We start from the raw sequence: 14,516 nt of genomic DNA, 5'->3' as shown, positions 1-14,516 counted from the left end.
CATTTCACCGCTACACTAGGAATTCCACTCTCCTCTCCTGCACTCAAGTTTCCCAGTTTCAAAGGCTTACTACGGTTGAGCCGTAGCCTTTCACCTCTGACTTAAGAAACCACCTACGCACCCTTTACGCCCAGTAATTCCGGATAACGCTAGCCCCCTACGTATTACCGCGGCTGCTGGCACGTAGTTAGCCGGGGCTTCCTCCTCAAGTACCGTCATTATCTTCCTTGAGGACAGAGCTTTACGACCCGAAGGCCTTCATCGCTCACGCGGCGTTGCTGCATCAGGCTTTCGCCCATTGTGCAATATTCCCCACTGCTGCCTCCCGTAGGAGTTTGGACCGTGTCTCAGTTCCAATGTGGCCGATCACCCTCTCAGGTCGGCTACTGATCGTCGCCTTGGTAAGCCGTTACCTTACCAACTAGCTAATCAGACGCGGGTCCATCCTGTACCGCCGGAGCTTTGATACTTCTACCATGCGATAAAAGCATATTATCTCGTATTAGCATACCTTTCGGTATGTTATCCGTGTGTACAGGGCAGGTTACCCACGCGTTACTCACCCGTCCGCCGCTCTCTTCCGAAGAAGATCGCTCGACTTGCATGTGTTAGGCACGCCGCCAGCGTTCATCCTGAGCCAGGATCAAACTCTCAAATAAAAGTTGTTACCTGCTCAGACTATCATTATCTGAATATCTGGCTTGGTTTGTTAGTTTCAATTCTATAAATTAACCTACTGTTTAATTTTCAAAGTTCTTTCTTTCAACTTCTTAAGTTTACCAAAGTTACTTTTCTTTGTCAACTTATTTTTTTAAGTTGTTTTCTTTTGTTTTGCCCTTTTCTCAAGGACAAGTATAACTATACCATCTCCTAATCATATCGTCAACACTTTTTTTAAACTTTTTTTATTTTTTATTTTGCAATTTTATCTTCATATACGTAAGTTCTTGTTTTTCCAACAGGTCTAGCTTTTATTCTTATTGACTTATTATAAATTTTTATAACATCATTACAAAAATAAATCATAACATCTAACACTAATAAAATCACACTTATTAAACATATCCAATTAATTATTTGACTCATAGCACTTCCCCCAAATTAATATTTTAGTTAATATTCTTAAGGATTATTATAATTTCCTTTATAAAAATTTCGTTTTATAATTCTATAATGCTATACTTTACTTTTATTTTTTTCACTAAAATTAATTTATTTACATTTTTTTATATACTTTACTGAAGTTTAGTGTTTATATTTTTATCTAAAACTTACATTTCATACTAAAAATATTTTTAATCAAGCTATTAAATTTTCTTTAATTTCACCTATATATTTTTTATGTCTTATAGTAAAAGTAATAACATATCCAATAAATTCAACATCATCAAACCCATATACATTACTTTTATCCTCTTGAATTATATTTAATTATTGATATAACTTCTTAAATCTACAACTACACTCCATAAATAATTACATACCTCCAAAGTTAAAAATAAATATTTCAATTTATACTTTTATATAAATCATAATATTATATAGTTTACACCTCTTAATGATCAGTTATAGTTTAAAACTTAGATTCTTTATATTTATAAAAAAAGGATTGTGCATTGATTATAAATCACACACAATCCTTTTTATGTAAATATTATTCTTCTATTTTGTTTTGGTTATTTTCTATAGGTTTCATTGTAGGGAATAATATAACATCTCTTATAGATGGAGAATTAGTTAATAACATCATAACTCTATCTATACCTATTCCAAGACCACCTGTAGGAGGTAAACCTACTTCTAAAGCATTTATGAAGTCTTCATCCATATCACAAGCTTCATCATCACCTAATTCTTTCTTTCTTAATTGATCCATAAATCTTCCTTTTTGGTCTATTGGATCATTTAACTCAGAGAATGCATTAGCTAATTCCCATCTGTTAGCGAAAGCTTCAAATCTATCTGTTTTTCTTGGATCTTCTACATTTCTCTTAGCAAGAGGTGATACTTCAACTGGATGATGAGTTATAAATGTAGGTTGTATTAACTTATCTTCACCGAATTCTTCGAAGAATGCATTTATAACCTCTCCTCTTCTCATTCCAGGAGTTATTTCTATCCCTTTTTCTTTAGCTACCGCTAAAGCTTCTTCATCTGTGTTTATAGTAGAGAAATCTACACCAGTGTATTCCTTAACACACTCTTCCATAGTCATTCTTCTCCATGGAGGTGTAAAGTCTATTTCTGTTCCTTGGTAGTTTATTTTCATGCTTCCTGTAGCAGCTTCAGCCATATGAGCTATAACATTTTCAGTTATTTCCATCATGTCTGTGTAATCTGCATAAGCTTGGTATAATTCTATTGCAGTATACTCTGGGTTATGCTTTATAGACATACCTTCATTTCTGAACATTCTACCCATTTCATATACTTTATCAAATCCACCAACTATAAGTCTCTTTAAGTATAATTCGTTAGCTATTCTCATATACATTGGTATATCTAATGTATTGTGGTGAGTAACGAATGGTCTAGCATTTGCTCCACCAGCTATAGTATTTAATATTGGTGTTTCAACTTCTAAGAATCCTCTTTCATCTAAGTATGATCTTAGAGCTTTTAAAGCTTTAGTTCTTGTTAAGAACGCATCCTTAACTTCTGGATTAACTATTAAGTCTACATATCTTTGTCTATATCTTAAATCTTGGTCTTTTAATCCATGATATTTTTCTGGTAAAACTTGAAGTGATTTAGACAATAAAACTACTTCATTAGCTTTTACAGATATTTCTTCTTTCTTAGTCTTGAATACTTCACCTTCAACACCTATTATATCCCCTATATCATATGTAGAGAATATAGAGTATTCTTCTTCACCTATTCTATCTAATCTAACATAGCATTGGATTCTTCCATTTTGATCTTGTATATCTATAAATCCAGCTTTTCCTTGGATTCTTTTGCTCATTATACGACCAGCTATTTTTACTACTTTACCTTCGAATTCTTCAAAGTTTCCTTTTATTTCTGTAGAATTGCTAGTTCTATCATATCTGCTAACTTTAAAAGGGTCTCTACCCATTTCTTGTAATTTAGCTAATTTATCTCTTCTTACTCTAAGTACTTCTGTAAGATCTTCTTGAAGTTGATCATTATTCATTTGATCGTTGTTCATAGACTTACCTCCTCAATTTATTATCTTCTTATTTCTAATATTTCAAATTTAGCCACTCCATCTGGAACTTGAACATCTACTATATCTCCTATAGTTCTTCCTAGAAGAGCTTTTCCTACTGGAGATTCATTTGATATTTTACCTTCATATGGATCTGCTTCCGCTGAACCAACTATTGTATATTCAACTTCTTCTTCAAAATCCATATCATTTACTTTAACTATTGAACCTATTGTTACAACATTTGAATCTATTTTACTTTCATCAATGATAACTGCTCTTCTTATCATTGATTCTAATTTTATTATTCTTTCTTCAACTTGAGCTTGCTCGTTTTTAGCTTCATCATACTCAGCATTTTCTGAGATGTCTCCAAAAGATATAGCAACTTTTATTCTATCAGCTACTTCTCTTCTTCTTACAGTTTTTAATATTTCTAATTCATCTTCTAATTTTTGATATCCTTCTTGAGTTAAAAGTATTTCCTTCTTATCTTCCATAACCCCTACAACTCCTTCACTATGTATTTGGGATTTCTCCCAAAGCTTATTTAGATTATTACATATTTTGTTTTAATTTATGCGGTATATTATAGATTACTATTATTCTAATGTCAAGCAGTCTTGCATATAGCTTTCTAGCTTATTAACTACCTCTTCATAGCTTTCAATTTTATTTATTTCGTCTCTAACTCTAGCTGAATTTCTAAGTCCTTTTAAGTACCAAGCAATATGTTTTCTCATCTCTCTTACAGCAACATATTCTCCATGTTCCTCTACTGCTAGTTTTAAATGTTTTTTAGCAGTATTTATTTTTTCTTCTAATGTAGGTTCTGGTAATATTTCACCAGTTTGCATATAATGATTTATCCTTTTAAATATCCAAGGGTTTCCTTGTGCTCCTCTACCTATCATTATAGCATCACAATTAGTTTGATTTAACATATTTATTGCATCTTCTACTTCGAATACATCTCCGTTTCCTATAACAGGAATACTTACATTTTCTTTAACTTGTCTTATTATATCCCAATCTGCTTTACCTGAATAATATTGCTCTCTTGTTCTACCATGTATAGCTATTGCACTTATTCCACAATCTTCTGCAATTTTAGCAATTTCTACTGCATTTATACATGTATCATCCCAACCTTTTCTTATTTTAAGAGTAACTGGTTTTTCAGAGTTCCCTACTACAGCCTTTAAAACTTTAGCTGCTAATTCAGGATTTTTTAAAAGAGCAGATCCATCACCATTTTTTACAACCTTAGGTGCTGGACATCCCATATTTATATCTAATATTTCATTTGGATATGAATTTAATATTTTTGCAGCTCCACCCATATATTCTGGATCCGAACCAAATATTTGTATTGCAACAGGATGTTCTTCCTCCTCTATTTTCAACATTTTCTTAGTATTTTGATCGTCATAACATAAAGCTTTTGCATTAACCATTTCTGTATACAACATTCCACAATCTTGTTCTTTACAAATCAGTCTAAATGGAAGGTCTGTTACTCCAGCCATAGGTGATAGAAAAACTCTATTATCTAAATTTAAGTTGCCTATTTTCATTTTTGTCTCCTCCTAAATTTAAAATTTATTAATATTTAAAAAAAGGAATTGGATTTATATTACCCAATTCCCCTATGCTATTCTTTGTTCTTTTCGTGTAAAATTCTTAAACCATCTAGTGTTAAAAATCTATCTACATGATCTATACTTTTAGTTTCTGAAGCAATAAGAGTAGATAATCCACCTGTAGCTATAACTTTAACATTTTCTTGATTTAACTCTTTCTTCATCATATCTATTATTTTTTCAACTAGCCCTACATAGCCATATATTATACCAGCTTGCATAGCAGATACTGTATTCTTACATGTAACTGTACCTGGCTTAACAAGTTCAACTCTAGGTAGTTTAGAAGCTCTTTGGAATAATGCTTCACTAGATATTTTTATACCTGGTGCTATAGTTCCACCTAAATACTCTGCATTATTTGTTATTGCACAGAATGTAGTAGCTGTCCCAAAATCAACGACTATAACAGGCGTACCATATTTTTCAACACATGCAACAGCATTCACTATTCTGTCAGCTCCAACTTGTTTAGGATTATCATATTTTATATTTAATCCTGTCTTTATACCAGGACCTACAACCTTAGGTTCTTTTTTACAGTACTTTTTACAAAAGTTTTCAAGAGAATGCATAACATCAGGCACTACAGATGATATTATAACATCTTCTACACAGTTCATATCTATATTCTCATATTGGAATAAGTTACTTATTAAAATCCCATATTCATCAGATGTTTTATATTTATCCGTAGTTATTCTCCAATACTTTATAAGCTCTTTACCTTTATATAGCCCTAAAACCATATTGGTATTTCCAACGTCAAATACTAAAAGCATATATCATTAACCTTCCTTCTATTTTTTCCTTTTATTAAAAACTATACAAACAGCTGATACAACAAAGCCTCCAACAATAGCTTCTGGTATTCCGCTTGTTGCTCCTAGTGTTAATATTAAAGTTTTTGCTGCTGATGCACTTTCTCCTAAAGCCTCAGCATATCTAGCTCCATACAATATATATATCATCCCTAGTACACCTACTGTGTTAACTAAAGATCCTACAACTCCTGTTATCCACCCAGATACAAAAACATTCTTAGTAAATTTAATAGTAAGCTTATAAACATAATAAGCTATTACACCTATAAGCATCCTTGGTAATATAGATACCAATGGATTTATAAATGCAAAAGAAGTTATTGTAGGCATAGTAAGCGCTTTTAATAAACTTGTCGCTCCAAATATAAATCCTACCGTAATACCAACTAAAGGTCCTTCTACTATTGCACCTATAATTACAGGTATATGCATTATAGTTGCATTTGTTGGTCCTATAGGAATAAACCCTAAAGGCGTCATAGATAACATAATAGAAATTGCCGCTAATACTCCTATTATCGCCATTTTTCTAACATCAACCTTTTTTACAGGTCTTGATTTAACTTTCAAAACCTCTGGTGATTCCATCACAACTTCTGCTTCCACAACTTTTAGTTCTGATGGATTTGACACTTCTTCTTTCGATGACTTTAAATTCATCATAAAAATACACCTCCGTTCCAGCTCATAAAAGATGCCGGACTTCTAAATTTTATTTTTCGCTATAGTAAAGTCAAGCTCTAAAAATTAGATACCTGCTATAACAAAACAATTGTATCAATAGTAATTTACATTGTCAATAATTCTTGAGTACGAGCTATATCTTTATATGAACGTATTTCTCCTATAGACTCCGCATTTTTTATTGCATTTATTATACTTTTTTCTACAACCTCTGTAGCTAAAGATCCTAAAAGGGTAATATCCGTTTCAACTTCTCCCGTAGCCATAGTAAATATAGTATCTCCATCATGAGGAGTATGTATAGGGAATATTGCTTTTGCATATCCATTATGAGCCATTTGAGATACTTTCTTACATCCCGCTTTATCTAATTTAGCATTTGTAGCTACAATTCCTATTGTAGTATTATCTATACTAAATCCTCCTTTATTAACTCCATTTTTCATCAACTCATAACTATTTAGCACATTTTTCTTTTCATCATCCATAACCCCTGCTATCACTTTTCCATTTTCATATACATCACCAAAAGCATTAACCGCAACCAAAGCAGATACAACCAATCCATTAGGAAGTTTAATTGAATGACTACCTATTCCACCCTTCATAGCATACTCTATACCCTTTATTTTACCTACTGTAGCTCCACAACCTGCACCAAAATTACCTTGGTTTAACTTTGTATCACTTGCTACCTGACAAGCTCTATATCCCATCTCTATATTAGGTCTAGACTTCGGATTTCCAACTCCTAAATCAAACAATACTGCTCCTACAACTATAGGTACCTTAGCAACACCTACATCAAAACCTATGTTATTCTCTTCTAAATATTTACTTACACCACATGTAGATTCTAGTCCAAAAGCTGAACCACCAGATAAAACCACTGCATGTACTTTTTGAATCATATTTATAGGATTTAATAGGTCTGTTTCTCGTGTACCTGGACCTCCTCCTCTAACATCAACGCCACATACAGCGCCTTCCTCACATATAACAACTGTACATCCTGTTAATCCATTTCTATCCTCAACTTGTCCTACTTTTAATCCTTTAACATCTAATATATTATTATACATATCCCTTTACTCCTCTTATCGATACTTCTCCTGACATAATTTCCTTTATAATATTATCTTTAGTTCGTACTACTAAGTTACCCTCTTGATTCATATCTAAACATTTAACTAACTCTTTTTCTTCACCTTTAATCAAGTACACATCTTTTCCTATAATAGCAGAGTGTTGTCTACATATATCTAGCGTTTCTTCCTTTAATTCTTTATTTATATACTGTAAATATAAATTTTCAAATTCCTTTAATATCTTTCTTATTATATCAACTCTAGATATTTTATGGCCTTCTTTATATAATGAAGTCGCAATTTCAGATATTTCCTGGGAAAACTCCATAGTTTTAACATTTATACCTATTCCTAGGATAATATAATTTATTCTATCGATTTCTGCTGATAGTTCAGTAAGAATACCTGCAACCTTCTTATTATTTATTATAATATCATTTGGCCACTTTATATTTGCTTGCACCCCTAAATCATTTAAAACTTTAGCTATACTAGCCCCAGCTATCAAAGTTATAAAGGGAGCTTTTTGAGGTATCATATTTGGTTTTAATATAATACTCATCCAAATACCTTCTTTAGATTTAGAATGCCACTGCCTACCTATTCTTCCTTTTCCTTTTGTTTGCTCCTCGCTAATAATCACAGTTCCCTCGGGTTCCTGTGATGCTACTTTTTTAGCATAATCATTAGTAGAGTCTATAGTTTCAAAATGAACTATGTTGTTCCCCATAATCTTAGTTTCTAGTTTATGAGAAATATTTTGATATGTTAGCAAATCTTCTGGGTCTTCTATTAATCTATACCCTTTCCTATTTACAGATTCAATATTATATCCTTCTTCTTTTAGAACTTTCATATGCTTCCATATTGCAGCTCTAGATATACCTAACTTTTTAGATAATTCTTCTCCTGAAATAAATTCATCCTTACTATCAAGTATAGTTTCTATTATTTTATCTCTCATGTCCAACCTCTATTCAATATTAGTAATTATTATAAATTATACATTATATCTATATAAGTTAATATATAGTCTTTAATTTGTACCTCTAACATTAAAAACTCTATTTTTTTATAGTGTCTATTTTGAAATTTATTGGATAGTTAATTATATTTTCATATAAATTATTTATATTTTTTATTTAATACTATCTTTCTATATATAAAAAATGACCTATAAATAGGTCACCTCAACTGACACCTAACGGTCGTCAGTTTTTTTGTATTCAAATTTTGCTCTGCAATTAGGACATACTAGTTCTGGCATAGGCTCATCTTCTAGCGGATCTATCGCTCCAAATATTATATCCATTCTAAATTCTTCAATAAGAAATTCTGGCACTCCTTTTTCAAATCCACATGACTTACAGTGGTAATTATATAATTTTTGACCAATACTCATCTCTTCTAATTCTTTTAACATAGTCATACTCCTAAAAATTTTATTTTTTATATTATACCTTATTTTGAGTACGACAAAATAAGGTTACTCATATTTCCAAAATAACCCTTTTAAAATAAGCATATTCGTTCACTTTTATTGGTATCTACTATTCTTATTGGCTTAAATTCATCTATTTCATTAATAATATTTTTATAATTTGATTTATTCAATACATTATATATCAAACCATATTTACGATACCAAATTTCCCATAACATCATTTCATTACCACAACTAGTACATATAAATGGATTTACTCCAAAAGTTTCTATCAATCTTTCTTTAAAACTTCTCTTCTTATTTTTCTGTTTCTGAATTAATTCAAATATATTTCTTTGTTTCATNAGAAATAATTTCTTAATTCTTCTGGTATTGTAAATACTGCATGTCTATGCTTTACATTTAACATATTCTCTGCTTGCTTTTCAGACCATTTAATTGAATACATTCTCCCACACTTAGTACAGAATTTACTTTTACATGAAAATCCATGAATATATTCTTCATAACAGTTCAAACATTTATGTTTTATATATCCATGCTCTATATTTCCACAATTCAATGCTTTTTCTATTACATTAATTATATGCTGACGCATTTCTTTACTTTTTATTCTTGATAACTTATCTTCTTTAAATTTTTCAAAATGATTTTTTAAAATTATATTTATAATTTTACTTTTTTTATATCTTCTACACTTATTCATATCACTATTATACAGAAGTTTTCCACAGGTTTAAATGTAATATAATGTCCTTGTAAGTAAAAAAGAGCCTTAAAGGCTCTTTTTTATTATTTATTTTCATCTTTATCTATTTTTCCCTGAGAAAATTCATCTCTTCTATTTAAATCAGTATCTGATTGTAATTCTCTAGATAAAGTTTCTTTCTTTTCGATTGCTTCGCTATTATTTGTTTCGTCATCTTTTTTTGTTTCTAAGACATCTAATGGCAATTCTTTATTAAATGCTTTTAAGAATTGTTCTGCATCTAGTGTTTCATATACTAATAATGCTTTAGCTACATATTCTAGCCTATCCATATTATCTTGTAGTATCTTTTTAGTTTGCTTGTATGACTCATCAACTATTCTTCCGATTTCCTTATCTATTTCATAAGCTACTTCTTCAGAATAATTCTGCTTACTTGCAAAGCTATTTCCTAAGAATACTTCATCATCTGAGTCTCCAAATGTCATAGGTCCTAATTTTTCACTCATACCATATTTAGTAACCATATTTCTAGCAGTTGCTGAAACTCTTTCTAAGTCATTTGATGCTCCTGTAGATATATCATCTAAAGTTAATTCTTCAGCTACTCTACCACCAAGTAACACAACTATGTTTTCTTTCATTTCATTTTTAGTTGCATAGAACTTATCTTCAACAGGAAGTTGCATAGTAAATCCTCCAGCTCTTCCTCTTGGAACTATTGTAACTTGGTGTACTGGGCTTACATGAGGTAGTACATGCGCACAAACTGCATGCCCTGCTTCATGGTAAGCAGTAAGTTTTCTTTCAGGTTCACTTATAACTCTAGATTTTTTAGCTACACCTGCTATAACTTTTGTTATAGCTTCTTCTATAGTTTCCATATGAATTTTCTTTTCTCTTTTTCTAGCAGTAAGTATAGCTGCTTCATTCATTAAGTTTTCTATATCAGCTGGAGTAAATCCAGGTGTTCTTCTTGCTAATACTTCTATGTTTACATCATCTGCTAAAGGCTTATTCTTAGAATGCACTTTAAATATTGCTTCTCTACCTTTTACGTCTGGTGCACCTACAACTATTTGTCTATCAAATCTTCCTGGTCTAAGTAAAGCCGGGTCTAATATATCTGGTCTGTTTGTAGCAGCCATTATTATTATACCTTGGTTTACTCCGAAACCATCCATTTCAACAAGTAATTGGTTAAGAGTTTGCTCTCTTTCGTCATGACCTCCGCCAAGACCAGCTCCTCTTTTTCTACCAACAGCATCGATTTCATCTATAAATATTATTGCTGGTGCATTTTTCTTAGCTTGTTCAAACAAATCTCTAACTCTAGATGCTCCAACCCCAACAAACATTTCAACGAAATCAGAACCACTTATACTGAAAAATGGTACTCCAGCTTCTCCAGCTACAGCTCTTGATAAGTAAGTTTTACCTGTACCAGGAGGCCCTACCATAAGTATACCCTTTGGTATTCTAGCTCCTAGTTCTATATATTTTTTAGGATTCTTTAAGAAATCAACAACTTCTTGTAAATCCTCTTTCTCCTCATTTAATCCTGCAACTTCCTTAAATGTTACTCTTGTTTTTTCATCATCCTTATGAACCTTAGCTTTTGATTTACCAAAGTTCATAACTCTTCCGCCTCCGCCTTGAGACTGATTCATAAATACAAACCAAAGTATTACCATAAAGAATATTAATAATAAAGTAGGTAATAGTTCTACAAACCAAGGTGTAGATGGTTTAGCTTCTCCACCAAAAACAATTTTACCTTCTTTAGCTTGATCTAGTACCTCTTTTGAAAGAGTGTCTCCCATTATCTCTTTAGGTACATAAGATCTAAATTTAGTATTTGAATCCTTTATAGTACCTTCTACTGCTGTATCACTTACAAAATATAGTCGCGATATATTTTCATTTGTTAATTCTCTATATACTTTTGAAAATTCTAAAGTCTCTACTTTCTGTGTAGGTTTTCCTGAAAACTGAACTATACCTACAATTATTATAAAAATTACTAGGTAGAAACCTATTCCTTTGAAAAATTTATTCAAAAGAAGCCCTCCTTTCATACGTTGTTTTTATTCTATAGATTCTTAAAGGTAACCTTTAAGACTTCTTTTGTTTTTTCATCTATTTTATAATTTTCACTAGACTTATATTTACCAACTTGTAATATACCTTGTTCATCAGCTATTACAGGTACCTTACATCTTTCTTCTCTTGGTATTTTTAAGTCTATAAATAGATCTTTAATTTTTTTAGATCCTCCTGCAAGTTTTATTTTATCACCTTGCTGTCTACTACGTACAACCATACCCCCTTTTATTTTGTTTAAATCAAACCCTTTAGACATTTTGTCTACTTTTCCATTTTTATATCTATCTATAGTCATTGTTTGGGTTTCAATTATAATATTTGTTTCTTTTATCTTAACAAATCCATTGTTAGGTATATTATATAAGAAATCTATTTCCTCAGTAACTATTTCTGTAGTAGTTAATGTTATACAATCTTGCTTTCTATATACAAATACACCTCTTGGAAGAGTTAACATCTTATTAATTTTAGATTCACTTTCAAATTCTAATACATCTTCTATGTGTTTTTGATCTATAAAATTCGTATCACCTAAAATAGATTTTATACCTTTTCTTAAAACCCTTACCTTTATTGCATTATGCAACTTACTAAAACCATTTATTTTTATGTCTACTGTATCAGAAGTAACTTTGCATATATCTTTAAACTTAGATTCAGCTTCAGCTTCAATATAATCACTATCACTTCTTAAACTATTACTCATCCTTACTATAGATTCTATTAAATTAGTATTAAAATTATCCGTCATATATGGTATTAATTCTAATCTAATTTTATTTCTAGTATAAATATTTTCTAAATTACTTTCATCTATTCTAGGATTTAAATTATGTACTTTACAGTATTCTTCTATATCTTTTCTTTCTATATCTAGAAGTGGTCTAATTACACCATTTTCTCTAGCATATTCTATACCTCTAAGACCTTGAAGACCTGTTCCCCTCATTATTCTCATTAAAACCGTTTCCGCTTGGTCGTTTAAATTATGTCCAATTGCTATTTTATTTGATTTAGTTCTTTTCTTTATCTCATCAAACATTTCATATCTAAGTTTTCTTGCCCCTTCTTCTATCGATAGACTATTATCTTTACAATATTTAGGAACATCTATAGACTTTAAAAAATACGTTATTCCCATTTCATCACATATCTCTGAAACATATAAAGCATCTTTTTGTGCTTCTATTCCTCTTATTTGATGATTTAAGTGGGCTGCATATAATTCTATATCTAGTTTATCCTTAAGTCTACTTAATATGTGCAATAGACAAACAGAATCTGGTCCTCCAGATATTCCTATAACAATCTTGTCTCCTGACTCTATTAAGTTATGTTTATTTATAGTGCTTAGCACTTTTTCAAAAACCATATTTATACCTCTTACATTTAGTTTTTTTATAACTCGTATCTATAGTTTTCTATAAAAAAACTATAATCCCTTGTATAAATTTTTAAAATATACAAACTTTAATATAACTATTATAATACCAAATAAATTAAATAAAAGGTAGTATTTTAACTACCTTCTATAAAATTTATAAACCGCATTATATATTATACTCTATTAATATATTTATTTCATTTTTTCCTTTAAATAAGTCTAATATATTTATATTATATTCTATATTTAATTTTATATAATTTTTTTCACTTTTATCAACTACTAATTTATTTGTTTCTGTTTCTATTATAAATAGACCTTGATTTGTTCTATATTTCGTCAAATGCTTATGCTTTTCTTTAAATACCATTAAAGAATTTACATTTCCAAATCTTTTTATAGAAACTTCATCATCAGATATCCTTACTGTAGTTGTTATTTTTTGATCTTCTTCAATTTCTTCATAAACTACATATATATCTTTATTTTTTTCAAATATTTTTCCTATAGTATCTACCTCTATAGTATCTACTGTTCCAACTTCATCATATTGTTTTGTAAGTATCTTTAGTTTTGCCTCCAAAATAAATCCTCTCCTAAAACAAGTATAAACTTTAAGCTTCTTGCTCAAAGTTTATACTCATAATTAATATTGTTATATTTTTACGCTTTTTATGTCATCTATTTCTTTCTTTAAAAATTCTTCTGCAATAGAAGCAAATTTTTCTGGTATATCTGATACATAATACTCATACTTAGGATCTTCTTCAGTTTCTTCTCTAAGTATATTATCATTTTCTAGTATTCTCTTTAAATCTTTTGCGGTTTCTCTTGCAGGATTTACTAACTTAACATTTTCTCCAACAATTTCTCCGATTGTTCTCTTTAGCAGTGGATAATGTGTACATCCTAATACTAAAGAATCTATACCTTTATCCATTAACTCTTCTAAGTATCTTCTTGCAGTTAATGATGCTATGTCAGTATTTGCCCATCCTTCTTCTACTATAGGAACAAATAAAGGACATGCTTTATCTACTATTTTTATCTCTGGATCTATTTTAGCAATTTCTATATTATATGCTTTTGACCTTATAGTCCCATCAGTTCCTATAACTCCCACTATTTTATTCTTAGTAGTATATGCTGCAGTCTTTGCACCTGCTTCTATAACTCCAATTATCGGCAAATCATACTTTTCATTTGCTTCTTTTAATGCTCTTGCCGTTGCTGTATTACAAGCTATTACTATAGCTTTTACATTTTTTGAAATTAAAAAGTCTATAGCCTGAAAAGTATATTTTATTATTGTCTCTTTAGATCTAGGTCCATAAGGAACTCTGGCTGTATCGCCAAAATAAACTATATTTTCATTTGGTGTGATTTTCATTATTTCTTTTAATACTGTAAGACCCCCTAGTCCTGAATCAAACACACCTATAGGCCTATTATTCATTTG

General features: G+C 30.4%; 15 protein-coding genes and 1 rRNA gene (1 of these 16 running past the window's edge). All 16 read right to left on the bottom strand.

Annotated elements, in window-relative coordinates; translation table 11 throughout:
- Positions 1-659 (bottom strand): 16S ribosomal RNA (locus BN7997_RS00495) (it extends 844 nt beyond the left edge of the window).
- 253 nt (positions 660-912) lie between these two features.
- A complete protein-coding gene (locus BN7997_RS15700; RefSeq protein ID WP_195906785.1) occupies positions 913-1,086 on the bottom strand; it encodes a hypothetical protein in 174 nt (57 codons plus the stop codon).
- 568 nt (positions 1,087-1,654) lie between these two features.
- Positions 1,655-3,175: a lysine--tRNA ligase gene (gene lysS, locus BN7997_RS00490; protein WP_143023135.1), complete on the bottom strand. Its 1,521-nt coding sequence runs from the start codon at positions 3,173-3,175 to the stop codon at positions 1,655-1,657.
- Between the two features lie 20 nt (positions 3,176-3,195).
- The gene (gene greA, locus BN7997_RS00485) at positions 3,196-3,675 is read right to left on the bottom strand and encodes a transcription elongation factor GreA (RefSeq protein WP_071118926.1); all 480 of its coding nucleotides are present in this window, start codon (positions 3,673-3,675) and stop codon (positions 3,196-3,198) included.
- A gap of 102 nt (positions 3,676-3,777) precedes the next feature.
- A complete protein-coding gene (gene dusB, locus BN7997_RS00480; RefSeq protein WP_071118925.1) occupies positions 3,778-4,752 on the bottom strand; it encodes a tRNA dihydrouridine synthase DusB in 975 nt (324 codons plus the stop codon).
- Between the two features lie 77 nt (positions 4,753-4,829).
- Positions 4,830-5,600 carry a type III pantothenate kinase gene (locus BN7997_RS00475; protein WP_071118924.1) on the bottom strand — a complete coding sequence of 257 codons (771 nt, stop codon included), beginning with the start codon at positions 5,598-5,600 and terminating at the stop codon, positions 4,830-4,832.
- 18 nt (positions 5,601-5,618) lie between these two features.
- Positions 5,619-6,305, bottom strand: a complete 687-nt coding sequence (locus BN7997_RS00470; RefSeq protein WP_330385843.1) for an ECF transporter S component — start codon at positions 6,303-6,305, stop codon at positions 5,619-5,621.
- Between the two features lie 125 nt (positions 6,306-6,430).
- The gene (locus tag BN7997_RS00465) at positions 6,431-7,408 is read right to left on the bottom strand and encodes a P1 family peptidase (protein ID WP_071118923.1); all 978 of its coding nucleotides are present in this window, start codon (positions 7,406-7,408) and stop codon (positions 6,431-6,433) included.
- Entirely contained in the window at positions 7,401-8,378 is a 978-nt protein-coding gene (locus BN7997_RS00460; protein ID WP_071118922.1) for a biotin--[acetyl-CoA-carboxylase] ligase, read from the bottom strand. The genes BN7997_RS00465 and BN7997_RS00460 overlap by 8 nt, the downstream gene beginning before the upstream one ends.
- A 237-nt stretch (positions 8,379-8,615) precedes the next feature.
- Positions 8,616-8,837 (bottom strand): hypothetical protein, encoded by a 222-nt coding sequence (locus tag BN7997_RS00455; protein ID WP_071118921.1) that lies wholly within the window; start codon positions 8,835-8,837, stop codon positions 8,616-8,618.
- A gap of 89 nt (positions 8,838-8,926) precedes the next feature.
- Positions 8,927-9,202: a hypothetical protein gene (locus BN7997_RS00450; protein WP_071118920.1), complete on the bottom strand. Its 276-nt coding sequence runs from the start codon at positions 9,200-9,202 to the stop codon at positions 8,927-8,929.
- Entirely contained in the window at positions 9,199-9,564 is a 366-nt protein-coding gene (locus BN7997_RS00445) for a transposase zinc-binding domain-containing protein (protein ID WP_071118919.1), read from the bottom strand. Before BN7997_RS00445 ends, BN7997_RS00450 begins: the two co-directional genes overlap by 4 nt.
- Positions 9,565-9,650: 86 nt before the next feature.
- A complete protein-coding gene (ftsH, locus tag BN7997_RS00440; RefSeq protein WP_071118918.1) occupies positions 9,651-11,627 on the bottom strand; it encodes an ATP-dependent zinc metalloprotease FtsH in 1,977 nt (658 codons plus the stop codon).
- 32 nt (positions 11,628-11,659) lie between these two features.
- Complete coding sequence (gene tilS, locus BN7997_RS00435) at positions 11,660-13,045, bottom strand: tRNA lysidine(34) synthetase TilS (protein ID WP_071118917.1); 1,386 nt, start codon at positions 13,043-13,045, stop codon at positions 11,660-11,662.
- Between the two features lie 178 nt (positions 13,046-13,223).
- Positions 13,224-13,640, bottom strand: a complete 417-nt coding sequence (locus BN7997_RS00430) for a YwiB family protein (protein WP_071118916.1) — start codon at positions 13,638-13,640, stop codon at positions 13,224-13,226.
- Between the two features lie 72 nt (positions 13,641-13,712).
- Positions 13,713-14,513: a glutamate racemase gene (murI, locus tag BN7997_RS00425; RefSeq protein WP_071118915.1), complete on the bottom strand. Its 801-nt coding sequence runs from the start codon at positions 14,511-14,513 to the stop codon at positions 13,713-13,715.
- Positions 14,514-14,516: the final 3 nt, after the last annotated feature.

It is taken from the genome of Romboutsia timonensis (assembly GCF_900106845.1).
GTDB classification, from domain to species: Bacteria; Bacillota; Clostridia; order Peptostreptococcales; family Peptostreptococcaceae; genus Romboutsia; species Romboutsia timonensis.
Note: the sequence above shows the minus strand (reverse complement) of the source record. Positions and strands in the feature narration are given on the sequence as shown.

What these genes read in the sequence shown, in the direction of transcription:
- dusB (WP_071118925.1), bottom strand. Translation starts at nt 4,752, where the DNA reads ATGAAAATAGGCAACTTAAATTTAGATAATAGAGTTTTTCTATCACCT.
- BN7997_RS00450 (WP_071118920.1), bottom strand. Translation starts at nt 9,202, where the DNA reads ATGAAACAAAGAAATATATTTGAATTAATTCAGAAACAGAAAAATAAG.
- BN7997_RS00470 (WP_330385843.1), bottom strand. Translation starts at nt 6,305, where the DNA reads ATGATGAATTTAAAGTCATCGAAAGAAGAAGTGTCAAATCCATCAGAA.
- BN7997_RS00475 (WP_071118924.1), bottom strand. Translation starts at nt 5,600, where the DNA reads ATGCTTTTAGTATTTGACGTTGGAAATACCAATATGGTTTTAGGGCTA.
- BN7997_RS15700 (WP_195906785.1), bottom strand. Translation starts at nt 1,086, where the DNA reads ATGAGTCAAATAATTAATTGGATATGTTTAATAAGTGTGATTTTATTA.
- murI (WP_071118915.1), bottom strand. Translation starts at nt 14,513, where the DNA reads ATGAATAATAGGCCTATAGGTGTGTTTGATTCAGGACTAGGGGGTCTT.
- BN7997_RS00465 (WP_071118923.1), bottom strand. Translation starts at nt 7,408, where the DNA reads ATGTATAATAATATATTAGATGTTAAAGGATTAAAAGTAGGACAAGTT.
- lysS (WP_143023135.1), bottom strand. Translation starts at nt 3,175, where the DNA reads ATGAACAACGATCAAATGAATAATGATCAACTTCAAGAAGATCTTACA.
- tilS (WP_071118917.1), bottom strand. Translation starts at nt 13,045, where the DNA reads ATGGTTTTTGAAAAAGTGCTAAGCACTATAAATAAACATAACTTAATA.
- greA (WP_071118926.1), bottom strand. Translation starts at nt 3,675, where the DNA reads ATGGAAGATAAGAAGGAAATACTTTTAACTCAAGAAGGATATCAAAAA.
- BN7997_RS00455 (WP_071118921.1), bottom strand. Translation starts at nt 8,837, where the DNA reads ATGTTAAAAGAATTAGAAGAGATGAGTATTGGTCAAAAATTATATAAT.
- BN7997_RS00460 (WP_071118922.1), bottom strand. Translation starts at nt 8,378, where the DNA reads ATGAGAGATAAAATAATAGAAACTATACTTGATAGTAAGGATGAATTT.